We start from the raw sequence: 24,933 nt of genomic DNA on the forward strand, positions 1-24,933 counted from the left end.
AAATTAAAAGAAATCGGAAAGAATATGTTGATTACAGCAAACGGCATTCAAATGCATTACGAGATTGACGGCAATCCAAATCGTCCATGGCTCACTATGGTCACAGGCATCACTAACGATACAACGATGTGGGTAGATCAAGTCGCTGCGTTAAAAGATGATTTTCAGATCCTCAGATATGACCTCAGGGGACAGGGTAAAACCGCTGCGACTCCAGCTCCTTACTCGATTGAACTCCTCAGCGCAGATTTAATTGCACTGTGGGATGCATTAGGTATTCAAAAAAGCCATTTAACTGGATTAGGTCTTGGCGCCTCGATTGCTTTAGCGATGGGAATCAATCATTCGGATCGTTTATTGAGTCTACTGCCTTGCTGTTGCAGGTCAAAAATGGTGCCAGAGTTTGCCGCGATGTGGCATCAATTAATGGATACAGTTAAACAAGGTGGGATTGAAGCGATTGTCGAAAACACTGCCCAACGTTGGTTTTCAGAATCATTCAAACAAGCTTATCCAGAAAAATTAGAAGCGGTTAGACAGATGATTCGTGGCACGAGTACCGAAGGTTATCTAGGGGTCGTCAGTGCCTTTGTAGGTCTTGATGTAGAAAGTCAACTCGGGAAAATCAAAGTTCCTACTATGTTAATGGGTGGTGCTGAGGATAGAGTGGGTGGTCCTGAACCAATCATGAGAGCTATTGCAGAGCAAATACCAAATGCTTACTACACACCAGTGCCTGGGGCTGCGCATATTGCGAATTTACAAAACCCAGCAGGATTTAATGAAATTATGAAGGGCTTTTTACTTAAAGTGTCGCAAAGCGCCTAAGGTAGAAAAAGTAAATAAGTTATCAAAGAACGATTCAACAAAATAATGGAGACAGCATGATCAAACAGCGACTATTACAAAAGAGTTTATTAATCAGCCTTACAGGACTGATGATGTTCTGCTCACTTCCTGGTATTGCACAAAACTATCCCAATAAGGTCGTCAAAATCATTGAACCAGCTGGACCAGGCAGTGCTGTGGATAATGCTGCTAGAGATTTAATACCTGGCCTATCCGAACTATTTGGTCAGCAAATTATTATTGATAACAAACCTGGCGCGAATAGTGCAATAGGCGCTGCTGAAGCGGCGCGGGCTCCTGCTGATGGATATACCTTATTCCATGGTAATGTAAATAACGCTCTGAATGATCTATTAACAAAGAATACTTGTTGTAAATTGGGTGATGCTTTAGAGCCAGTGACACGAGTTGTCAGTGTGCCGTTAGTGATGGTGGTGCATCCATCGCTAGGTGTAAATAATTTAAAAGAATTTCTCGCTCTTGCTAAATCAGATCCACAGAAAATTACTTCAGCTTCTGGCGGCGCCGGTTCCATTACTCAACTCTTGGGTGAGCTTACCAAATCAAGAGCTGGTATCAAAATGACAGAAATCCCTTACAAAGCAATTGGTGCTGAAATGCCTGATTTATTGGGTGGACATGTGATGGTTGCTTATTTAGCTCCCGTAGTCATTGCTCAGCATATTAAAAGTGGCAAATTAAAAGCTTTAGGTGTTGCAGGTTCTAAGCGTATTAATATTCTTTCTGACGTACCAACTCTCGCTGAAGCTGGCTTAACAGGTGTAGAAGCTTCTGGTTGGAATGGTATTTTCGTACCTAAAGGCACACCTGCGGCCGTGGTTACGAAGTTATTTACTGACTTAAATAAAGTAATGAGTACGGATGCCTATAAAGCTCAGGCAGCTACTTATGGCTATGACATCGGTAGTGAGAGTCCAGAAAGCTTTAAACAGTTTGTGCGTAGTGAAGTCACAAAATGGGACAAAGTGATTAAAGATGCCAATATTAAAATTGAATAAATTGATCATTGCCTTATTAAATATCTTGATAGAAAGTAATCGAAATGCCTTACGCTGATATTCGTGGTGTACAAATTTTTTATGAAGTGCTTGGTACTGAGGGCCCTTGGTTAGCTTTAAATTCTGGCGGACGTAATAGCCATCAAGAGATGGTTTTATTTGCCCAAACGATTGCGAAGCATGGCTATCGGGTGGTGGTACATGACCGCAGAAATCTTGGCGCCTCCCAAATGCTATATGAGGGTGACGAAGGAGAAGAGGAAATTTGGGCAGATGATTTATATCTACTAATGAAAAGCTTAGGTGCTCTGCCTGCATTTTTCAGTGGCTCCTCCGCAGGTGCAAGACTTTGTATGCTGGTAAAACGTAGACACCCCGAAGCTGTGCGTGGTTTACTTTTAATGCGTGTTACGGGTGGAGAGTTTGCTGCCGGACGGTTACCCAATATGTATTATTTGCAATACATTAATGCAGTGAAAGAAGGCGGCATGGCTGGCCTATGTGAAACACTGCCTTATCAAGATCGCTTAGCCCTTAATCCTGCAAACCGCGACTACTTAATGAAAATGGATCCCCAGGTTTACATTGCACAAATGGAACATTGGTTAGGAAAATTCTTACTAGGTCCAAGAAGCCCAGTGATGGGGATGGAGAATGCTGAATTAGAAGCTTATCAATTACCAGTCTTAGTGATTCCGGGCAATGATAAAACCCACGCTAGTGTCAACGGACTAGCTGCTGCAGAATTAATCCCGAATAGTGAGTTATTTCAGTTGCCGATAGAAGATCAAGATATTGATTTAATCCATTTCCCGATGTGGAAGGACTACTACCCGCAGATGGCAGATAAGTTTCACGAGTTCATGCAAAAAAATCTATAAAAGTATCTGGAGATTACTTTTTCTCGTAACTGAGAAGAAGTAATTTACCGGAAAATTTACCGGCAAAAAAAATTAAAAAATAAGTCTTTTTATTTTCTTAAATTACTGTTAATATTGGATATTATTTAATTTTTTACTGGCATTTTTACCGGCAAAAATGAATCAAAATTCATCTTTTCATTATTCAAAAATACATCAATTTGAGCCTTTGTTGCCCCAAACGAAGCTTGAAATACTGCGTACGCAGGCTGACGAACTTATCCAAAAATCTGCCCGCTTAGGTAATGGTATTCATTTCACTACAATTGCATCCATTCAAGAACTAGTTCGCTCGATGAACTCCTATTATTCGAATCGTATCGAAGGCCAAAGCACTCATCCAGCAAATATTGAGCGTGCGTTGGTAAAGGACTTTTCTGATCAGCCAAACACTGCAAAACTTCAAAGAATCGCCATCGCATATATTGATGCTGAGAAAGAACTTGAAAAATTTTCTTCTTTTGGATTAGATACCACTCTTCAATCCACTGTTTTAGTGAATGCTCACCAAGCTTTGTATAGTCGCCTTGTAACTCAAGATAGAACCACTTCTGATGGCAGAATTATTGAGCCCGGCCATATTCGGCATGAAGATGTCATCGTTGGTAACCATGAACCACCGATTTGGAGTAGCGTTCCTCATTTTTTAGAAAGAATGGATCAAGTTTACGCAAAATCAGGCAACTTTCAGCAAGGTGTCATTTCAATTGCTTGTGAACACCAACGGGCGATGTGGGTTCATCCTTTCTTGGATGGTAACGGCAGGGCTGTACGTTTACAAACCCATTTAGCTTTGCTTCCCTTAACAAAAGGACTGTGGTCAATGAACCGAGGACTTGCTCGCAATCGTGACTCCTATTATGCATACCTTTCAGCCGCTGACTCTCCTAGACAAGGTGACCTCGATGGTAGAGGTAATTTAAGTGAAAAAGCTCTATGGGAATGGTGCGATTGGTTTCTAAAAATCGCTAACGACCAAGTAAGTTTCATGGAAAAAATGCTCGATCTAAGTAATATGAAAAATCATATTGAGGCACTTATCATTTATTGGTCGACACAAGATAAATTGATTCGTAGAGAAGCAATCATGCCTCTCTACCATCTCTTCATAGCTGGACCTTTGAAAAGAGGAGAATTTTTACAGATGACGGGGTTGGGTGAACGTTCTGCAAGGTCATTACTATCGCGCTTGATTGATACCGGATTAGTGAAAAGTAAGAACCATAAATCCCCTGTCCAATTTGCATTTCCATTGAGCGCCTTACAGTTTCTAATGCCTAATCTCTATCCTGAGGCAGCAACCACAAATGATGAGTAGTTGATAATTCCCTGGCAGTTCTCAAACATTAGTTCTAGTACTGATGTCAAAATCTATTTTAAAACCCTTAATTTAAATAAGATATTACACTTGTTACACTTATTTCAGTTAATATTGCTTGATAAGCATTTTTCTTTTTACCAAGGGTGCAACATGACAAAAATTATCGACAAACACTTTAATAATGAATTTCTCAATAAAAAGGAGTCTGATTTAGCAAGAACTGCACAACAAAGCATCTTAGCTGCTCTAAATCATTCCGGCCCAGATAAATTAGCCTTACTCAATAAGGATCAATTTGTCATCACTGATGAAACCCCAATTTTAAGATTACCTCCAAAAATACTTCAATTGATTGCTTATACTCTAGGCGCTTTAGCGGAGGGACAAAGGTTCTTACTAATCCCTCAAAGTCGAGAGCTTACAACCGCAGAGGCTGCAAGTATATTAAATGTTTCACGACCATTTTTAACAAAGTTACTTAAAGAAGGGAAAATTCCATTCTCAACAGTAGGGTCTCATCGCAGAGTGAATAGTGACGATTTATTAAACTATAAGGAGAAGATGAAAGAAATTCAAAATAATGCGATGCAAGATTTAATCAACCAGTCCCAAGAGTTAGGCCTAAATTAGAGATGGTTTTTAGAACAAGATTTACTGCTTTATTAGATGCTTGTGTTCTTTATCCAGTAACGATCGCTAATTTACTAATTGAGTTTGCATGGCAGGAAGCCTATTCAGCAAGATGGACTAAACATATTGATGATGAATGGACTAGATCACTTCTTCGAGATCGACCCGATATTTCTTTGAATAAAGTTAAATTCCGCTTACTTAAAATGCACCAAGCAATTCCTGATTGGGAAATTAAAAAATCAAGCTACCAAAAATTGATATCCTCGTTACAACTTCCAGACCCTGATGATCGGCATGTCTTAGCTGCTGCAATAGCCGGGGATGTTGACTTTATATTAACAAAAAACATTAAAGATTTTCCTTCTAAAACCTTGGAGAAATACGGTATAAAGACTCTACATCCCGACGACTTTGTGATGCTTTAATTATCTTTAGAGCCTCTGAAAGCTCTTGAAATTATGGAATGTTTAAGAAAAAGAAATTCAAATCCCCAAATAAGCAAGATTGAATTTATAGATTCCATGAAAAAAGTAGGATTGCCAAAAACTGCTGATCATTTACTAAGATTAATTTAACGGATTTAAAGTTCTTAAAACAGATACTTTGTATAATTTTTTACAATTAAATAAATAAGACTTAACATTAAAGGAATAACGATTATGCGCACATCCACATCTTTATTATTTGCTTTACTTCTTTCACTTGGACTTATCGCCTGTTCTCCCTCCAAGAATAATCAAGCTATAGATTTCAATAAAGCGAAATGGGTTGACTTGTCGCACTCATATGATGAATCCACTCTTTATTGGCCCAATAATGTCAAAGGCTTTGAGCATACTGAGGAATTTAAAGGGCAAACTCCTGGTAACTTTTTTTACTCTTCTTATACCATTAGTACTCCAGAACATGGTGGCACGCATTTAGATGCGCCCATTCATTTTGCAGAAAAAGGCTAGACAGTCGATCAAATTCCTCTCGATTCTCTAACTGGTTATGCCGTAGTAATTAACGTCAGTGCCAAGACTCAAAATAATCCTGATTACCTGATTAGCCCTCAAGACTTGATTGATTGGGAAACAGCAAATGGCCAAATTCCGAAGGGTAGTATTGTTTTATTTAATACTGGATACGCAAAGTTTTACCCTAACAGAAAAGAATATTTCGGCACTGATAAAAAGGGTATGGAAGCTATTCCAGAACTACACTTTCCGGGGATTTCAGCCCAGGCAAGTACTTGGCTGGTAGAAAATCGCTTACCAAAATCCGTCGGCATTGATACAGCAAGTATTGATTATGGACAGTCGAAGGATTTTCAAACTCACCGCATATTACTTGGCAATAATATTTCTGGATTTGAAAATTTAACTAATCTCGATTCTATCCCTGTAAAAGGAGCTTACATCGTAGCTTTACCCATGAAAATTGCTGGTGGTAGCGGAGGACCTTTGCGAATTGTGGCTGCCATTCGACAAGATTGATATGTATAAAAAAAGCTCCTAAAATTAGGAGCTTCAATAAAAAGCAAGGATTTACCAAGCAGGATTGAGTCCATACTTTTTAATAATCGGCACTGCTTTAGGTGTTCTTAAAAAATCCATCCAGGCCAATACCAAATCTTTACTCTTCGGAGTATCCATCAGTACAAATGAAAAAATGGTTGTACTGTTTAGTTCTGCCGGTAATGGTCCAGCATAATCTATTTTCGGCACAGATAATATTTCAGGAATTTGTTGTAAGGCAAGCTCAATTTCACCACGCTCAACCAATGCGCCAACTGGCTCACCTTGCACAATTTTCAATTTTGGTTTTAAGGCTTCAGCAATACCCATGCGATCAAATAAAGCTGCCAAATAAACACCGCTCGGGCCAGTTGAATAACCGACAGATTTAGCATTCAGTAAGGCTTCTTTGGTGGACTGTGCAGTACTTAAATCAGGCTTTTTGGAGCCTTTTGGAATTCCGACACCGATTGCTGACTTCACATAATCTTGTCTTGTGCCATTCAGTAGTTTGCCTTCTTTCATGAGTTGTTCAACGTTGGTTGAAGACATAATCACTAGGTCAAATTTTTCACCCGCTTTCAAGCGATTCATTATTTCTACGGTTGGTAACCACAGTGTATTAATTTTTTTACCAGTAATTTTTTCAAACTCTGGTTGCATTTCTAAGTATGCATCTTTAAAGGCAACCGATGCCATTACATTGAGATCAGCTGCCATGATGGTTTGTGAAAGAGTTCCGAGTAAACAAAAACTCAAGGCACTTAGTAATTTGAAAATTCGATGTGACATATTGATCTCCCATATATTTATGAATTGAACGCGATGTTAATGCCCTACATGTAATGCATTTAGAAGTCTTGAAACCATGTTGTAAGCAGCGATTGTAGTCACTACCTCCAATACTTCTTGATCGTTATAACTCGCGCGAATAGGCTCAAACACCTCATCAGGAACCTGAATTTGCAGTGTCATCTCTTCCGTTAAACGTAGAACTGCCATTTCTAGATCAGTGAAAATTGACGGGATTTGTGCAAAAGTCGGTGCCTTTAGAGCGTCGAGTTGTTCGTTAGAAACTCCGGCTTTTAAGGCATGTGGCACATGCGCATCAAATTCATAAGGCGCACGGTTAATAATAGCAACGCGCAAGATAATCATTTCACGGATTGATGCTGGTAGTGAATTTTTATTACGAATCGCGGTTAATAAAGTCTCCCAACCATGAGCAATAGCTGGGCTATTGAGCAAAGTTTGGTAAAGGGGCGAGATTCTGCCTCTTTCTTTTAAGATATTCGCTTCGATTTCAGCTAGTTCAGGACGACTACCTGGTTCAACTGGTGAGATTCTTTTTTGCATGTCTACAACCCTTAAAATTCATCTTCTCATTAAAAGTAACCACTCACTCAAATATGTTTACTCTGGCTTAATATTTTTCGCTTTGATCAATTTAGTCCATTTAGTAATATCTGATTTCATAATCGTATCTAGTTCTTCAGGGCTAGATCCAACGGGTTCTGCACCAGAGGCTAAGAGCTTTGATTTGGTTGCTTCATTGGCTAATGCTTTTTTCATCGCCGCATTGATTCGATCAATTTCTGCTTTGGGAGTACCAGCCTTGGCAAATAAAGCATACCAATTGTTGGAGTCCACACCCGGGATCCCCAATTCTGCGAAGGTTTTGACATCTGGCAAAACGCTACTGCGCTTCGGTGCTGCAATACCGATTACTTTTAATTTACCCGACTTGATGTAAGAAATTAAACCAGGTATATCGCCAAAGAAACCGTCTACATGTCCACCCATTACATCGGTAATTGCGGGAGCAGCACCTTTGTAAGGGATGTGTAAGAAACGTCCCTTAGTAGAGTCCGCTAACTGCTCCATCGCTAAATGGGGCACACTACCTGTACCAGATGATGCCATTGTCACGTCGCGTTGCTTAGCTAGCGCTACGAATTCCACACCATTATTGGCAGGATTGGCCGGATTGACGACAAGGGCTTCAACGTTATTCACGACCAAAGAAATAGCCGCTAAATCTTTTAAAGGGTTATAGGGAAGTTTTTCGTATAGGCCAGGATTAATTACAACGGCACCCGCACTGGTAAACCATAACACTTTGCCGTCTGCTGGGTTGGCACCCAAATACTCAGCAGCGATTGCCCCATTCGCACCCGGTTTGTTTTCAATAATAATTTGCACGCCTAGCTCTTTACCGAGTGGTTCTGCAACAGTCCTAGCCACAAAATCAACGGGACCGCCCGGTGGGAAGGCAACGAGCATCTTGATGGAGTTCGTTTGTGCAAAAGAACTTGAAGAGAAAACTGCTACAGCACACAAACCAAATTGAACTAGTTTTTTATTGAGTATTTTTTTATCAAGTATTCGTTTCATTATTTTTCCTTAGTCGCAACGTGCAGACATACCACCATCAATCACAATTTCTGTGCCCGTAATAAATCTAGATTCATCTGAAGCTAGAAATACTGCTGCATTAGCAGTATCCCGTCCATCGCCCATAAATGGCAAAGGGATTCTAGACTGACGCTGTGCGAGAAGTGCTTGTACATCGCCGCCCGCTCTCTGACCTGCTAAACGTGTCTCTACCATTGGGGTGTGCAATTGACCTGGCACAATGGTGTTGACCCGAATATTTTGTTTGGCGTATTGCACTGCGACGACTTTCGAGAGTTGAATCACGCCAGCCTTCGTGGCAGCATAGGCAACCTGTGCTGCCCCGGTCCAACGCATACCAGAGGTAGATGCCATATTAATAATCGATCCTGAGTTGGCAGCAACCATGTGTGGCAAGACATATTTACAAGTTAAAAAGACACTCTTTAAGTTGTAATCTACTTGCGTATCCCAAACTTCCTCAGGCATTTCGACTGGACCACCTTTTGCTGAACCACCTACGTTATTCATTAAAATATCAATCTTGCCATAAGTAGCGATACATTCCTTTACCATTTGCTCAATCGAAGCTGATTTTAAAATATCCACAATACCTGTCTTAATTCTTGGGGCTAAATCACCAGCTAGTTTTAAGGTCTCATCTAATCTAGATTGATCAATATCTGTTGCAAAAACGAGTGCGCCCTCTTCTGCAAATCGGATTGCGCTCGCACGACCATTGCCCCAGCCTGGACCCACTGAACCTGCGCCAGTAATTAATGCTACTTTGCCTGCTAATCTTCCTGTACTCATTATTTTTTCTTTTAAAGTTAATTTAAATGGAATCTGCTTTAGTTACAAATTTTTAATTAGAAGCGCCGAAGCCATAAAACTGCTCGGGATTTTTAACCATTATATGCTCGATTTTTTCTGCATTATCGGCAATTCGAGCAATGGAATTTACGAGTACTGCGTCGTCTGGAATATGGTGATGATTAGGGTGTGGCCAGTCCGTTCCCCAAACACAACGATCAGTAAACTCATCCACTAAAGTTTTGGCAAAAGGGATACCGTCTTCGTATGGTGGAACCTTTGAAATACGATCTAAGCCACTTACTTTCATGTGAAATTTCGGATCTTTCATTAGTTGCAGTAACCCTTGGAAATCGGGATGATTAACTCCCAAACTCGCATCTACCCGGCCCATATGATCAATCATGACGGGCACAGCCGATTTTTTTAACTCACTACTCAATGAATGCACGAGGCTTGGCTCAAAATGAATTTGTAGGTGCATCCCTAAAGGTTCAAGACGGTGCGTTAATGCCAAAATATCTTCCATCGAATCTTTGGTTTTTAAGTGCGCCATAAAATTAAAACGAACACCTCGAAAACCCTGCTTGTATAGTTTCTTTAGCTCTTCCGTACTAATTACTGCGGGTGCTAAGGCCACACCTAAATAGTCATTTGGTCTTGCTGCTATAGCATCAGCCGTTGCGGAATTATCATAGCCATGAAATGCAGTTTGTACGATCACGCCGCGGTCAATACCTAAACGATGATGTAAGTCAAAGAGTTGATCTTTGGTAGCATCGACCGGTGTGAAATTACGCGTTTCAACGTATGGAAAAACATTGGCTGGTCCAAAGATATGAAAGTGGGAATCACAGGCTCCAGCAGGTAACTTCAAGCTAACTGGTGAGATGTCGTCTAAGTAAGTTTTAATTAATTCTGTCATGATGATAATTAGTCCATTGAGTTAATTAAGATAGATAAGTTTGGATGCGCAGTAACATCTCCTGTGCATCGTTTAAACCATTCATTCTTGAAGCACCCCCTAAGTGCGGTGTTACTAATACTTGAGGAAATTGTAATAAAGGGTCATCTTCTGCTGCCGGCTCTTGGCGCATCACATCGAGTCCGACTCCTGCTATACGACCAGTTTGTAAAACTTCAATTAAATCTTTTTCATTCACGATTTGAGCGCGAGAAGTATTAATTAAAAATGAACCATGGGGCATCAACTCTAAAAGCTTTTTATTGACAAGCCCAGTCGTTTCTTCGTTAAAAGGAATGTGTACACTCACAAAGTCATTTTCTGCAAATAGCGCTTCTACATCTAAATACTGAAGTCGTAAGCTTTCTTCTATTGAGGTCGGCAAACGCGATCTTTTATGATAAGAAACTTGCATACCAAAAGCATTCGCTAAGGGAGCTACTTCATAGCCAATTTCACCCAAACCAAGAAGACCTAATCGCATACCTGAAATCGTTTTCAACTGAGGAATACGACCAAAATTAGCACCCGCAGTATGTCTCTTGTCATAAGGTCGAAGGGGATAACCTGCTTGCGCTAAGCGATCGGTCGTGACTAGCCCGCTAATCAGAGGCATTCTTTTTGCCATCGATAATAGTAAGGTCATCGTATGTTCAGCCATCGCAATATTCGTTCTTCTGCGCAGCGTCAAAACCTCAATGCCGCGCTCAGCACAGGCTTTAGCATCAACATTAAAATGTAATTGACCAAAATTTTGAACTATTTTTAGGCGCTTAGCCAAGTCTAATTCAGCCACTCCAACGTTTGAACTCTCCACAATCAGGACATCCGTATCCGGCAAATGACTACGCATTTCTTCTTCAGTTTGGAACAAGACAATTTGCGCAGGATATAGTTTCGGTAAAAGAGTCCTCATTTGCTCTAACCAACCCTGAAAGTCAGATTGATCAGTAGAATTAAAATCAGCAAAGGCTGCGATTCGCTCAGTAGAGCAACTAGGATCTAAGAGAACCTGCATTAAGCGCAGAATTCGGTCCTCTTCAACTAATATTTTAAGCATGACTTAACCTTTATTTTTAATCTCTAACAACTTCATCCAATCGCGAAGTTTCATAGACGGTTGATCAATGCCCTCTAGGATTGTCTGAATTTGACTAGATTCACAATATAAGCTTAAACAATCTTGGAATTTATTTTGCAGCTCGAGGCTACTCGCAGGATTTTTTGGTGAACCTTTGTGAATAGGTACCGTTTCACTAATGACTCGGCCATCATGCAAGTGCATCGTAATAGTTACCGGTTGATCAAAAGGCGCTTTACGAACTGCCGGAACATCCTCTGATAAATGCGCTGGCACCACTACTTCGATACGCTCAATCAATTCTTTCACGTCAGCTCTTGTTACTGCTTCATCCGTGAAAGAATTTAAGACGGGTCGCTCGTCAACCAGGCTCGTCGCAATACAGTACTCTAAGGAAGCTTTTGCTTGTAAGCCGTTCACCGGACGCGTATGAATAAGCGTTCTTGGATACAGAAAACTCACTTCTGCCACGATTTTTTTCACATCGCTCAGTTTGACGCCAAACTTTTCTTTTAAGAGTAAGACGCCGTCAACCGCAAATAGTGGAGGGCGACCACAAGGATATAACTTAAAAGTTGGACCAGGTTTGACAATAAAAAAAGGAGCTCCCCACTCTGGCAAGTTCTCTTTTAATAAATCATTATTCCAATCTTTAGCAAAGACATCGCCAAAACTCATTTTTCCATCAAATATCTCAGGGTCCCCGGTAAATCCTAATTTGGCTAATTGAGCGGCTTTAAGACCATTGCTTGCGGCAATACCACTATGCATCGACATCGTCATGGTGCCAAAGTTACGCCTTACACCACTTGCTTGAGAAGCATTAATACCAAAGGCATAGGCCATTTGTTCAGGCGTTAATTTCAATAAATATCCAGCGGCAGCAACTGCGGCCAAACTACCCTGAGTGCAGGTTGCGTGCCAGCCATTTTCATAATGGGTTGGATTTAAGATGGTACCAAATCGACATTCGACTTCGTAGCCAATCACAAATGCTTTTAATGCTTCCTCAATACTCGCATCTGCTATTTCAGCAGCTGCTAAAACAGCTGGCAGTAAAGGTCCTGACGGATGGCCACGCATTTCTGCTTGATTGTCGTCAAAGAGTTGCAAACTAATCATCGTGCCATTAATGAGTGCAATATCAGCAGCTCTACCAGACTTACCGTAACCAATTAAAGTGCAATCAGCCTTGCCAGCATCACCATCAAGGTAAAGAGATTTAAGGATTTCAATTGGTTTTTCTTGATAGGCTGTATAGGCACAGGCAATACTATCAATCATGCAGTTTTTTGCAGCTTCGAGTTCGCGGCTAGTGATTTTGGAAGGAAGGCCTTCTAGGCATTGTCTTACGAGTTCTTGGGTAATTGTCATTGTGGATATATTTAGTTTGCTTGAAGATTGCTAGATTTAACAACTTTGGACCAACGATCGACTTCACGTTTTACGAACTGAGCAAATTGTTCAGGGGTTTGATTTGGTACTGGTTCAAAACCGGATTTAAATAAATTCTTTTTTACATCTGATGATTGCAAAATGGCTTGTACATCTTGACTGATTTGTTGAACAAGCTCTTTAGACGTTCCAGCTGGGGCAAAAAGACCATACCAATTACCGAGTTCAAATCCTGGAAGTGTTTTAGCAATCGGCGGCACGTTCGGCAATATGGCAATATTGTCAGAACTCGTAACAGCTAGAGCAATGAGTTTTCCTGACTGGAGATAAGGCAGAGCCCCTGTTGTGCCTGACATAAATGCCTGAACCTGATTACTCATTAAATCTGTTAAAGCTGGGGAAGCTCCCTTGTAGGGTACATGTAACATTTTTAAACCAGCTGTTTGATTTAATAATTCCATCGATAAATGACTGGCAGTACCAACCCCTGCAGAACCAAAATTCATCTTGCCAGGATTCGCTTTAACCAACCGAATAAACTCTTGTAGATTATTAACGCCAAGACTCGGCGATACAACTAATACATTCGAAGAATTAGCGACGAGGGCGATCGGTGTTAAATCTTTTAGAGGATCAAATTTAAGATTATTTAAACTTGGGTTTACCGCCACCACGCCCATCGAAGTTAAAAGTAGGGTGTACCCATCTGCAGGAGCTTTAGCAACTATTTCAGCGCCAATACTGCCATTTGCTCCTGAACGATTGTCATTAATGACTGACTCGCCCCATTTAGAAGATAAATAATGAGAAAGTTCTCTTGCTACCAAATCTGCTGGACCGGCAGGTGCGTGTGGAATCACAAATCGAACTGTCCGGTTTGGATAGTTATCCTTTGCTTGGACCATACCAATTGTTATCGTAAAGGCGCTTAAATAAGCGCCAATAACTACCAATACCCGCTTGAAATGGGTAGAACTCAAATTGCATCTCCTCTATTTTATTTGTTAATTATTTTACTATTTCAGGCTTTGGATCATGGGCATGTTGTTCTATTAAATCTTTTAAATCCATTTTTCGCAGGGTTGGAGCAAAAAAATAAGTTACGGCAGCGACTACAACTGTGACAGCACCGCCAAAGGCAATCGAAGGAATCAGACCCATTAAACTTGCAGCAACACCGGACTCAAGTGCGCCTAACTCATTCGAAGAACCTACAAAAATCCCATTAATCGCACTCACTCTGCCCCGCATTTGATCAGGGGTTGTTAACTGAAATACCGCGGAGCGAACCACTACTGAAATAGAATCAAAAAATCCAGTCAAGAATAAGAAAACTACGCTGAGAAAGAGCGTTTCACTCAGACTAAAGGCTATGATAGAAAAGCCAAAACCTGCTACTGCGGCAATCATGTATTTGCCTGAATATTTTAAGATCGGATGCCGAGCCAGATAAAAACCCGTTAACATCGAGCCAATTGCGGGCGCGGCACGTAAAATTCCTAAAGCCTCTGGTCCAGCATGAAGTACCTCTTTGACAAAGGCTGGCAGCATCGACACAGCGCCACCAAAGAGGACAGCCATCATATCCAGCGACATCGTGGTGAGTAGTAAATGATGATTTTTTACATAACTTAAACCAATCTTTAAGCTTTTAAAAAATTGATTTTTATGTTCCATACTGACATGTTTCTTCTCATCAATCAGCACAATGGCATACATGCCAAAAACGGCTACAACACCAGAAATAAAATACGTCCACTCTAGCCCAATCAACCCAATTAATATACCGGCGATAGCTGGACCGCTTACCACGCAGGCTTGAAAAGCAGATGATGCGTATGCAGAGTATTTAGGCGTTTCTTCGCGTGGAATTAACTCACCAAATAGAGACTGATAAGATGGTCTTAATAAAGCTCTCCCAATACCTAAAAAAGCTACCCCAAGATAAATGAGGGCGCTCGCTGGTTGTAAATAATCCATCGCAACAAACATCAGAAACACGCCAACTATCACATGCAAAAGGCAGGCTAAAAAAGCAATGAGTTTGCGAGAGTAGTAGTCAACCGCATGCCCCGCATAGAGTGCAAACAAAAAATAAGGGACAAGTTCAGCAAGCCCAACTAAGCCAAGTGAAACCACATCATTGGTAATTTCAAAGATATGCCAACCCACTGCCACCATCATCATTTGATAACTAATGGTTGAGGCAATACGATAGATTAATAAGTCTCTAAATGTTTTATTGGTTGATTTTTTTGATTGCATAGAAGCATTTTAAGCGAAGCTCAATCTGTGATTGAACTTCGCTATTTTACAGTTGACATCTTTCAATTGTTTGAAAGAGTAGAGCCACTTATATTATTAATCATTAGTGCGTTGAAACAACTTCAGAGCCATCCGGTGTATCACCCTGTGAGGCTTCTTTTAATTGGGTATGGTGATCTGCCGCTAAAAAATAATACATCGCAGGTACCACAAACAAAGTAAAGAAGGTACCAAGCGATAGACCAGTAAAGATCACTTTGCCCATCGAACTAGTACCAGCAGCTCCTGCTCCGGAAGCTAATACTAATGGAATCACCCCAAATACCATCGCAGCCGTCGTCATTAAAATTGGTCTTAAACGAATACTAGTCGCTTCGATAATGGCCTCAAGTTTTGAACGACCTTCTGCTTGCAAATGATTAGCAAAGTCTACAATCAAAATTCCGTGTTTACTGATTAACCCAACCAGGGTCACCAGACCGACTTTGGTATAGATGTTAATGCTTGTCCAGCCTAAATTAATGAAAATTAAGGCGCCAAAAATGGCCATTGGTACTGAGACTAAAACCACAATCGGGTCGCGGAAACTATTGTACTGCGCAGCAAGCACTAAGAATACGATCGCAATGGAGAACAGCATAATCCCCACAAAGCCACCGGACTCTTGCACAGATTGACGAGTTGGACCTGAGTAATCGACTGAATAACCCGTGGGCGCTACCTCGTAAATCGTTTTCGTTACAAAATCAATTATTTCACCTTCAGAGACTGTCGGTAAAAATGCTCCGACCAGTTGTGCTGAATTCAGCTGTTGGAAGTGATTAATTGAGGTAGGAATGACCTTATGAACAATCTTAGCGATACTTCTGACCTGAATCAAATCACCTTTCAGGGTACGGATGGTTTGATTTAAAATCTGATCGGTATTCAAACGATTCACCTGTAAGACCTGCGGAATTACTCGGTATGAACGACCCGCTGCGGCAAAATAATTGACGTATCCACCAGACATTGCAATCGACAATTCATTCGCTACATCTTGCTGGGTCATGCCTAAAGCAGCAATTTTGTCTTTGTCTACTTCTAAGATATCTTGTGGTTTGTTAATTTTTAAATCACTATCAACGAAGAAGAACAGGCCACTTTTATAGAGTTTTTCAACTACCTTTTGGGTAACTTCGTTTAAGTTCTCATAGGGCTCAGTCGTTTTAATAATCATTTGCAGTGGTGCGCCAGTTGCGCCTGGAAGCGCTGGCATATGGAAGGCTTGCGCCCGAATACCAGCAACACTTGCAAATTTTTGCTGAAGTTCTTTTTGGACCGTTAGAGAATCTTTCGAACGCTCATCCCAATCCTTTAACAGAACACCACCAAAACCGCTATTGGCAAACGTTAACTGGAACATTTGCATAAATTCTTTTTCTTTTGAAGAGATTTCAAACAATTGATTTGCGTAGGTTTGCATTTGGTTCACGGTAGCGTTAGGTGGACCTGTCATACTCAAATAAATTAAGCCACGATCTTCAGTTGGTGCTAATTCGGTTTTTGCAGTCGAAAATAAATAGCCCAAAGAGAGGAGAATCAAAGCACCCATAATGACTAAAACTTGCCATGTAGTCAGTAAGCTTCTTAAGCGTACACGGAACCCATTTTCTAACTTCAAGAACAGACCATCAATTGTTCTTAAGAACTTGCTCGGATTATGGTCATGCTTGAGTAATCTAGAACACATCATCGGCGACAAGGTCAGCGCAACAATCCCAGAAATCACCACAGAACCCGCTAAGGTAAAGACGAACTCGGAGAACAATGCGCCGGTAATCCCTTTTTGAAAGCCAATCGGAATAAACACTACGACGAGGACGATGGTCATGGCAAAAATCGGCACACCTAACTCGCGAGCAGACAAAAGGGCTGCCTCCATGGGTGATTTACCATCTTTTAAATGGCGATCAACGTTCTCCACCACAATAATCGCATCATCAACAACTAAACCAATCGCCAGAACGAAGGCTAACAAAGTTAAAAGGTTTAAAGAATAACCAAGGGCCGACATCACAATAAAGGTACCAATTAATGAGAGTGGCATCGCAACAATCGGAATTACAATCGCTCTAAAGCTACCCATAAAGAGGAAAATGACGACCGTCACAATCACAAGAGCTTCAATAATCGTATGCTCTACTTGTTTAATCGATGCGGTAATTGACTTCGTGGAGTCATACACAATTTGACCTTTGACGCCCTCTGGTAGATCTTTAACTAGACCAGGAAACACTTCTCGCACATTTTTTGCAACATCAAGCACATTCGCATTGGGAGCGGCATTGATACCAATAAAAATAGATTGTTTACCACTAAACTGCACATTGACACTGTAATCTTCAGAGCCTAAGGTCACAGTAGCAATTTGATTGAGGCGAACAATGTCAGTGCCATTAGCCTTGATAACAAGAGAATTAAAATCCTCAAGCTTTTGTAAATCGGTATTCGCTTTTAAATCGATACTAACCATATCGCCCTTGGTGGTACCAACGGCTGACAAATAGTTATTACTAGCTAGTGCTTTATAAACATCACCGGCACTCACATTTAAGCCGGCCATCTTATCTTGGTCTAACCAAGCTCTAATCGCAAATTTACGACCACCCAAGATTTCAGCATTTTGTACACCTTCCACTGCATCCAGCTTTGGCTTGACAACGCGTAATAAATAATCAGTTAGGCTATTTGATTCAAAATTTTCACTATTAAATCCCATATACATCGCCGCTAGAGATTGTCCTGTCTTAATGTCCATGACAGAAGCTTGTGCTTGCGGTGGTAATTGATTCTTGACAGAAGTAATCTTAGTTGTAATATTGGCTAATGCGGCGTTGGCATCGTAGTTCAACTTCAATGTTGCAATAATGGTTGATAGGCCATTAACACTAGTTGAAGATAGAAAGTCAATCCCTTGAACCTGCGCAATTGCACCTTCTAGTGGCTGTGTAATAAAACCAGCAATCGTTTGTGGGTCAGCGCCGTAATAAGCTGTCGTGATTGTGATGGTTGAGTTTTGCGTTTTTGGATATTCACTAAATGGTAAGCTAGTAAAAGACTTATACCCTAACAAGATAATCAAAAAAGTTACCACTAAAGCCATTACTGGTTTTTTAATAAAAACGTCGGTGAAATTCATACTTTGACTCTTTTCTTACAATTCAACAATTTAGCAAAATAACAAAGCATTATTTTTCCTGCGGAGTTGGGTTGATATTATTTGCAGGGATTACGCTATTGTTAATAATGAGCGGTGTTCCTGTATTTAATTTCAACTGTCCTGAAGTAACCACTTCAGCCCCTTCAGCAAGACCACTCAAGATGGCAACTTGATCGCCACGTGTAGGTCCTGTAGTAACTAATACTTGTTGGGCAATGAGCTTAGGGGCTGTATCTTTAGCATCTTTATCCTTCGAAGCATCGCTGCCTGGAGTTGCCTCAGAGCGCTTTACCACATAAACCATCGAACCATAAGGGTTATAAGCTATAGAAGTATTAGGGATAGTGATGTATTTAACTTTTTCTCCAGATTCAATTTGAACGTTGGTAAACATGCCTGGGAAAAGTTTTTTGTCAGAATTACTAACTAAAGCTTCAATTTGAATATTTCTAGAATTGGGGTCCACCTTAGGGCTAATTGCTGTGATTTTGCCCGTGAAGTTTTTATTAATCCCCTCAGCCTTCACATTGATAACTTGTCCAACCTTAATGCTTTCTGAAGTAGTTTGAGCCAAAGTGAAGTCAATAAAGACAGGATCAACTGTTTGAATCGTAAAAAGTTTATCGCCCGTATTAATATACTGACCAGGATTGATTGAAACAATGCCCACTTTGCCAGCAAATGGGGCACGTAAATTTTTCTTCTCAACAAGTGCAGTTTGTTGGGCAACTTGTGCTAATTTTGCTTTGTAATCAGCTTGGCTAGAATCAAAAGCATTTTTGCTAATTGCATTGATTTCTAACTGTGCACGATCACGTTCATTAATCACCCTGGCTAATTCAGCTTGGGCTTGTAGTGCTTGCAATTGAGCACGATCAGCATCTTGTGAGAGCTCAATCAGTAAATCGCCTTTTTTTACTTCTTGACCCGATTTAACCAATACTTCTTTAACTAGGCCAGTAACCTCAGTTCCCAACTCAACACCACGAAACGCTCTCACATTACCAACAGTAGTTAATTGAGGCTGCCAAACTAAAGACTCGGCTTTAGTTGAACTCACTGTTTGTGGAGGAATACCTGCCCCAGCAATGTATTTTTTAATCATGATGCCTTTAAAGACGTTAAAGGCAATAATGAGGCCCATCAAAACACCAACGCTAACCAGCATAATGATCATTCTTTTACGCATTGGTGACTTTGAAGAGTTTTTTGAACTAGAGTCAGTCGTTGTAGTAGTCATATTCATAATCTTTTCACTTCAATAATTGCGTTTGAGAAATTTGGGAATTAGTTTGCCCGTTAACACGTAAGGATGCTGGTCCTGCACGATCCCACCAACCTCCGCCTAAAGCGGCATAGAGAGCTGCAGAATAGGCGAAACGATCGGCCTGAGCATTAATGAGATTAATTTTTGCTTGTTGGTACTGGGTTTGAGAATTTAAGACCGCTAAGTAGTTAGCAGTACCAAAACGATATTGCTGTTCGACTAAACGCAGATTGATCCCAGCATTTTTTTCTGCAGCAGCGCTTGCTTGTAAATTCCTAGCAGAAACCTCTAATGCTTTTAAGGAATTCGATACCTCTGTAAATGCATTGGTAACCACTGCTTCATAGTTGAGAGCAGCTTGGTCATAATTAGCCTTTGCTGCACGACGAGAAGCAACTAAAGCGCCTCCTTGGAAGAGTGGCTGAGTAAGTCCAGCGCCTAAGGTCCAAATTGTCGCCTGTGGGCCAAACAACATATCGGTCAACAAGGCACTAGTACCTAGGCCTGCTGTTAAATTGATTTGGGGTAATAAATTGGCTGTTGCCACACCAAATTGAGCGTTCGTTGATTTAACTAAAGCTTCAGCCGCTAATATGTCCGGACGTTGCGCGACTAAATTAGAGGGTACTAAATCAGGAATTTGCTTTGGTAATTGTAGGCTTTTTAAATCCAAGCGTTTCGCTATAACAGTTCCAGGATATCCACCCAATAAGGCAGCTAACTGATTTTGCGTAATCGCTAGATTTTTTTCAAAAGTAAGTAATTGGCTTTGGGTATTAGCCACTAAGGTATTTTGTGAACTCACATCAATTTGTGAAACAGCACCGATTTCAAACTGTTTAGCCACTAACTTAGCAAAATCTTGTTGTGATTCCAGAATTTTTGCAAGCGCATCATACTGCTCTCGTTGAGATGCTTCACGAATCGCAGTAGCAACCACATTGGAGGTCAAACTTAAATAAGCACCTTCTAATTGGTACTTTTGAAAATCAGCTTGCGCTAAAGCACTTTCTATTTGACGACGGACGCCACCTGTTAAGTCAAGGCGATAGCTGACGTTTACCCCAGCTCCATACAGGTTATAGGTATTATTGTTACCACTAGTTTGTCCATAAGTAGCAGGCGGGTAAGAATTACGAGACACATTACCTGTTGCTGAAATGGCAGGAAACAAGGCGCCGTATTGGGCATTTGCGTTTTCTTGAGCCGCTAAAAGACTTCGGTCTGCAGCTGCTAAGCTTGGATTTTTTTCTAAGGCGACTTGAACTAACTGATTTAAAGCATCCGATTGAAACTCACTCCACCACTGAGAAGGAACTAAAAGTGTGGGTTCAATCCGTTGTGCCGATCCACCAGCGGTGTTAGGCACACTGGTTAATTCACGGGAAGTTGCTTTGGCATCTAGGGAAGAAAAGCTAGGCAGCGCTGGAGACTGATAATCTGGACCAGCAGCACATGCGCTGAGTAGCACTGATATCGTACCCAAAATGGCTGTAGACCTAACAGAAATAACAGTTTTTTTGATCATGTATGAAATTAGGTATTTTTAGTATTGCAATGAAATTAAACGTCATCATATCATTTTGACGTGAAATCTGATGGTGAGATGGTATTTTCACTTCTTCTTATCGATAGTACTAGGGATTGGTTTTTTTGCCGGATTTTTCACTACATTGGTGCTAATTTGCGCTAAATCTCCTTCTAGTTGAGAAAAAATCTTTCCTAGTGCTATTTCTTGTGCAATTAAAATATCTCGACTTTCGACTCGATTCAGAATCGGTTCTGAGGCCATATAGGTTTTTCTGAGTACGATAGGATTTTCAAGATCTAAATTGGTAGTTAATAAGTAGTTAATCCTAATTACTACTTTAGGCTCTTTACGAATATCGATGAACAACTCCTCTACGTTACCCTGTAAAACATAATTGGCAAACAGGTTATTGTTGTTGGTGTTCACAAATTGAAAGATACCCGACTCTTCCAACCATTGACGGGTTGCGGTCGTAATCATTTCACCAGGCATCGAAATGTATTCGTTATAAAAATCTTTCTGAAATCTTGCCTCATCGACCATAAAAACCCAAGATTTGGTATCAAATGGCGAAACAACTGAAATATTGCCTTGCGTAATCCAGAAGTTAGCTTTTGTAGAACTGACTTCTGCAGTGCGAGTTGGTAATAAACGCCATTGCTTTACTTCATCAATAGGTTTAGTAATACTGCAAGCACTGAGTACTAAAACGGTGCAACATGATAAGAGTTTGATGATATTCATTTTGATGTCTCAATAGCAGAATTAACGCCAGAATTAACATTTGAAGGTATTTGAATTTTCGCAGGTACCGGCCCTAAAATGGCACCCGATGGATTTCTGCTTAATTGGCGGGATAGATCGTTCAGTTGTTCTGCCATGATTTTGAGTTGATTCAATGTCATTTGCGTATCATTGTCACCGCTACTTAATCGATTTCGAACCAAAAGAGCAGAGTCAGCTGTGTGTTTGATGACATTACCAATCTCAGGATTGCTAGATAACTTGTTGACACTTACCAACAAGTTATCTAACTCAGTAACCGTGGCAATTAAGCCTGGATTTTTTTTATTGTCGCCCGCAATTAATAGATTCATATTACTAATTAATGTTTCTAATTGCTGCTTCGTCTCATCTAAATTAAGGTTATCGACTGCATTGATCGCTTTTTGAACTGCACCTATTACCATATCTGTTTGGGTAGGCAAGGACGGGATAACTGGATTAATTGGTCGCCACTCATAAACAAGCGCTGGATAATTTGCGATGTCTTTAATGACGTTGAGTTCAATGTAATTAACTCCTGTCAAACCTTGACTCTTCATTTGAGTTCGCAAATCTTTGGCAATTAAATCTTCGATATCACTTTCTTTGATTTGCTCTTCTTCAAGCTCCATGCGCACCACCACATAATCATGGCGACTTAATTGTGCTAATTTAACTTCGTATAAAGCACTCGATAATTGAATTGATTTCACTTTGCCAACGCGTACCCCTCGGTAACGCACCGATGCTCCAACATCTAGGCCAGTAACTGATCCTTCCACATAAGTTTCAACTACATAGGTTTTATTAAATAACTTTCCGGAACTAAAAACCACAGTTAGTACAATCGCCAGAAAAATTCCAACTAATACAAAAAGTCCCAGTCGATAATAAGCTGCATTAGGATTTTTCATTTGAGATTACCCATTTCACGATTAAAAAATTTGCGCACCCGAGGGTCACGACTTTCAAGTTTTAATTGCCTTGGATCTCCTCTGGCAATAATGCTCTGCGACGCTTTGTCCAGCATAATAATATGGTCTGCAATGGCTTCAATACTAGCAAGCTCATGCGTCACGATGACAAAGGTAATACCTAAATTTTTCGATAAATCAGTAATTGTTTGATCCAGCTCAGCAGATGTAACGGGGTCCAAACCAGCAGATGGCTCATCTAAAAATAGGATTTTAGGATCTAAGGCCATGGCCCTTGCGATGGCTGCTCTTTTTTGCATACCGCCACTAATTTCATTTGGCATAAAATGCTCGTAGGGCAATAAACCAACTAAGTCCAATTTGCATCTAGCAATCAAAGTAATCGCATCATCATCTAGGGTGCAATACTCTTGCATCATCAACTTAATGTTATCAATCAGACTCATCGAACCAAATAAGGCGCCCTGTTGGTACATGACGCCAAAGTGAGTCATGATCTCTTGCAATTCCTCACCGGTGGCTTTAGTAATATCAACTCCGTCGATAAATATCTCACCAGCAATAGGTTGATAAAGCCCAAAGAGATTTTTGAGTAAACTCGATTTGCCGCATCCTGATCCACCTAAAATAACAAAAATCTCACCTTCTTTGACTTGAAAGTTCAGATTTTTAGACAATATGTTTGACCCATAACCGACAGTAAGATCTTTAACTTCTAGTACGCTCATCAAAAACCTGTCTTTGTAGAAATATAGGCAAAGATACCGTCAACCACGACGATCATCACAATACTACTCACCACCGCTCTTGTCGTAGCAATGCCAACTGCAGCAGCTCCAGTACCGGTTTGCATGCCACGCATACAACCAACCCCTGAAATAACAATTCCGAACAAAATAGATTTCAATAATCCTGAAAAAATATCGTTGAGATGAATAGTATTTAAAAGGCCGTTATAAGATGCAATAAATGGTATTTTATATGCCGTCATGGTGAAGCATACCGCGAAAACACTGATTAAATTAGCAAAAATAGTCAAAATGGGTGCAACTAATATGCCAGCAAGCACTCGAGGAATTACTAAAAACCGCATGGGATTGAGGCCCGCAGTGGTTAATGCATCCACTTCATTGTTGACTTTCATGGTGCCGATCTCAGCCGCGAAAGCAGCCGATGACCTACCAGCTAACAAAATAGCAGTAATGAGTGGACCTAGTTCTCGAAAAATCCCCAAGGAGACGATAGGCGCCACAAATGATTGAGCGCCGAATTGACGCATTCCGACTGCGGACTGAAACGCCAAGATCACCCCAATTAAAAAAGATACTAAGGCGATGATGGGTATGGCAGCAATACCGGCCTGCACTGCCGCGACCACAAAGTCCTGCCAACGTACCTTCTCTAGATTACTAATTGCCCAAACCAAATCAGACAGTAATCGACCGATAAAGGTGATCAATAATTTCGCATCTTCCAAAATATTTGCTGTAGTTTTACCTAAACTAACAATAAAACCATCATTGCTTGGTGCAGTGTCTTTTGGGAAAAATTTTTCAATCGGTTCAAATTGTTTTAATAGTGGCTGAAATCGTTCTGCTAGACCAACAATTTTTATTTCTCTTTGCGCCTTTACTTGAGCGTGTTGCACATCAATCAAAAAAGCAACGCCAGCGCCGTCTAGATAGGTCACTTTAGACGCATCAATCTCTAAATGTTGAGATGTTGCGGAAAGTTGTAACCATTCATCTTGAGCGTTACGAATCTTTCGCCAACAATCTTGAAGAGCATGAATATTGAGAATACCTTGTAGCTCTAACTTCGCTAAAGCGGGACTGTAAAGATGCCAAGTTGCATTAGAAGATTGATTTTTTGTTTTTAGCATACTTCTATCAAGATTTGCTGACTAGGTTATCAATATGTCATTTAAAGAGAACAAGTCGATTTATTAGTAAACAATAATCCGAATAATGACTTGCTAAGCATTCATCTTAACATTTCAAATTTTAATCGCGGCAGATTAAAACCTTATTAATAGAGGTAAGTGCCTCAGTAATGCAAAACAGATTTGATTTTTGGGTAT

Annotated in this window: 23 protein-coding genes and 1 pseudogene; 8 read left to right on the forward strand and 16 right to left on the reverse strand. The window is 40.5% G+C overall.

Features of this window, described 5'->3' with window-relative positions; all coding sequences use genetic code 11:
- The first annotated feature begins 24 nt into the window (after positions 1-24).
- From AOC35_RS10185 to AOC35_RS15750, 8 genes and pseudogenes are all read left to right on the forward strand, one after another.
- A complete protein-coding gene (locus AOC35_RS10185; protein WP_108646984.1) occupies positions 25-828 on the forward strand; it encodes an alpha/beta fold hydrolase in 804 nt (267 codons plus the stop codon).
- Between the two features lie 56 nt (positions 829-884).
- The gene (locus AOC35_RS10190; RefSeq protein ID WP_108646985.1) at positions 885-1,868 is read left to right on the forward strand and encodes a Bug family tripartite tricarboxylate transporter substrate binding protein; all 984 of its coding nucleotides are present in this window, start codon (positions 885-887) and stop codon (positions 1,866-1,868) included.
- A 44-nt stretch (positions 1,869-1,912) separates the two neighbouring features.
- Positions 1,913-2,749 (forward strand): alpha/beta fold hydrolase, encoded by an 837-nt coding sequence (locus AOC35_RS10195; RefSeq protein ID WP_108646986.1) that lies wholly within the window; start codon positions 1,913-1,915, stop codon positions 2,747-2,749.
- A gap of 157 nt (positions 2,750-2,906) precedes the next feature.
- A complete protein-coding gene (locus tag AOC35_RS10200) occupies positions 2,907-4,106 on the forward strand; it encodes a Fic family protein (RefSeq protein WP_108646987.1) in 1,200 nt (399 codons plus the stop codon).
- 153 nt (positions 4,107-4,259) lie between these two features.
- Entirely contained in the window at positions 4,260-4,739 is a 480-nt protein-coding gene (locus AOC35_RS10205) for a helix-turn-helix domain-containing protein (protein WP_108646988.1), read from the forward strand.
- A gap of 2 nt (positions 4,740-4,741) precedes the next feature.
- The gene (locus AOC35_RS10210) at positions 4,742-5,167 is read left to right on the forward strand and encodes a PIN domain-containing protein (RefSeq protein ID WP_108646989.1); all 426 of its coding nucleotides are present in this window, start codon (positions 4,742-4,744) and stop codon (positions 5,165-5,167) included.
- A 15-nt stretch (positions 5,168-5,182) separates the two neighbouring features.
- Positions 5,183-5,317: a hypothetical protein gene (locus AOC35_RS15950; RefSeq protein ID WP_483878504.1), complete on the forward strand. Its 135-nt coding sequence runs from the start codon at positions 5,183-5,185 to the stop codon at positions 5,315-5,317.
- Between the two features lie 84 nt (positions 5,318-5,401).
- Positions 5,402-6,220: pseudogene (locus AOC35_RS15750) on the forward strand (cyclase family protein).
- A gap of 51 nt (positions 6,221-6,271) precedes the next feature.
- On the opposite strand, the gene AOC35_RS10220 reads toward AOC35_RS15750, so the two are convergent.
- The 16 genes from AOC35_RS10220 to AOC35_RS10295 form a co-directional block, all read right to left on the reverse strand.
- Positions 6,272-7,033 carry a molybdate ABC transporter substrate-binding protein gene (locus AOC35_RS10220; protein WP_108646990.1) on the reverse strand — a complete coding sequence of 254 codons (762 nt, stop codon included), beginning with the start codon at positions 7,031-7,033 and terminating at the stop codon, positions 6,272-6,274.
- 36 nt (positions 7,034-7,069) lie between these two features.
- Complete coding sequence (locus AOC35_RS10225) at positions 7,070-7,597, reverse strand: carboxymuconolactone decarboxylase family protein (protein WP_108646991.1); 528 nt, start codon at positions 7,595-7,597, stop codon at positions 7,070-7,072.
- Between the two features lie 57 nt (positions 7,598-7,654).
- Positions 7,655-8,635, reverse strand: coding sequence for a Bug family tripartite tricarboxylate transporter substrate binding protein (locus tag AOC35_RS10230; protein ID WP_108646992.1), 981 nt, complete (start codon positions 8,633-8,635; stop codon positions 7,655-7,657).
- A gap of 9 nt (positions 8,636-8,644) precedes the next feature.
- Positions 8,645-9,448 (reverse strand): SDR family NAD(P)-dependent oxidoreductase, encoded by an 804-nt coding sequence (locus AOC35_RS10235; protein ID WP_108646993.1) that lies wholly within the window; start codon positions 9,446-9,448, stop codon positions 8,645-8,647.
- A gap of 52 nt (positions 9,449-9,500) precedes the next feature.
- The gene (locus tag AOC35_RS10240) at positions 9,501-10,373 is read right to left on the reverse strand and encodes an amidohydrolase family protein (protein ID WP_108646994.1); all 873 of its coding nucleotides are present in this window, start codon (positions 10,371-10,373) and stop codon (positions 9,501-9,503) included.
- Positions 10,374-10,398: 25 nt separating this feature from the next.
- Positions 10,399-11,472 (reverse strand): 2-hydroxyacid dehydrogenase, encoded by a 1,074-nt coding sequence (locus tag AOC35_RS10245; protein WP_108646995.1) that lies wholly within the window; start codon positions 11,470-11,472, stop codon positions 10,399-10,401.
- 3 nt (positions 11,473-11,475) lie between these two features.
- Positions 11,476-12,867, reverse strand: coding sequence for an MmgE/PrpD family protein (locus AOC35_RS10250; RefSeq protein ID WP_108646996.1), 1,392 nt, complete (start codon positions 12,865-12,867; stop codon positions 11,476-11,478).
- Between the two features lie 11 nt (positions 12,868-12,878).
- The gene (locus AOC35_RS10255; RefSeq protein WP_159077550.1) at positions 12,879-13,868 is read right to left on the reverse strand and encodes a Bug family tripartite tricarboxylate transporter substrate binding protein; all 990 of its coding nucleotides are present in this window, start codon (positions 13,866-13,868) and stop codon (positions 12,879-12,881) included.
- Between the two features lie 28 nt (positions 13,869-13,896).
- Positions 13,897-15,153, reverse strand: a complete 1,257-nt coding sequence (locus tag AOC35_RS10260) for an MFS transporter (RefSeq protein WP_108646998.1) — start codon at positions 15,151-15,153, stop codon at positions 13,897-13,899.
- A 103-nt stretch (positions 15,154-15,256) separates the two neighbouring features.
- Positions 15,257-18,334: an efflux RND transporter permease subunit gene (locus tag AOC35_RS10265; protein ID WP_108646999.1), complete on the reverse strand. Its 3,078-nt coding sequence runs from the start codon at positions 18,332-18,334 to the stop codon at positions 15,257-15,259.
- A 49-nt stretch (positions 18,335-18,383) separates the two neighbouring features.
- Positions 18,384-19,601, reverse strand: coding sequence for an efflux RND transporter periplasmic adaptor subunit (locus AOC35_RS10270; RefSeq protein WP_245898476.1), 1,218 nt, complete (start codon positions 19,599-19,601; stop codon positions 18,384-18,386).
- 7 nt (positions 19,602-19,608) lie between these two features.
- Entirely contained in the window at positions 19,609-21,150 is a 1,542-nt protein-coding gene (locus AOC35_RS10275; protein ID WP_108647000.1) for an efflux transporter outer membrane subunit, read from the reverse strand.
- Between the two features lie 87 nt (positions 21,151-21,237).
- Positions 21,238-21,897 carry a hypothetical protein gene (locus tag AOC35_RS10280; protein ID WP_108647001.1) on the reverse strand — a complete coding sequence of 220 codons (660 nt, stop codon included), beginning with the start codon at positions 21,895-21,897 and terminating at the stop codon, positions 21,238-21,240.
- Positions 21,894-22,832 carry an MlaD family protein gene (locus AOC35_RS10285; RefSeq protein WP_108647002.1) on the reverse strand — a complete coding sequence of 313 codons (939 nt, stop codon included), beginning with the start codon at positions 22,830-22,832 and terminating at the stop codon, positions 21,894-21,896. The genes AOC35_RS10280 and AOC35_RS10285 overlap by 4 nt, the downstream gene beginning before the upstream one ends.
- The gene (locus AOC35_RS10290) at positions 22,829-23,581 is read right to left on the reverse strand and encodes an ABC transporter ATP-binding protein (RefSeq protein WP_108647003.1); all 753 of its coding nucleotides are present in this window, start codon (positions 23,579-23,581) and stop codon (positions 22,829-22,831) included. The genes AOC35_RS10285 and AOC35_RS10290 overlap by 4 nt, the downstream gene beginning before the upstream one ends.
- Positions 23,581-24,735 (reverse strand): ABC transporter permease, encoded by a 1,155-nt coding sequence (locus tag AOC35_RS10295; RefSeq protein ID WP_108647004.1) that lies wholly within the window; start codon positions 24,733-24,735, stop codon positions 23,581-23,583. The genes AOC35_RS10290 and AOC35_RS10295 overlap by 1 nt, the downstream gene beginning before the upstream one ends.
- Between the last annotated feature and the right edge of the window lie 198 nt (positions 24,736-24,933).

Origin of the sequence: Polynucleobacter rarus (assembly GCF_003072505.1) — a bacterium.
Classification (GTDB): domain Bacteria; phylum Pseudomonadota; class Gammaproteobacteria; order Burkholderiales; family Burkholderiaceae; genus Polynucleobacter; species Polynucleobacter rarus.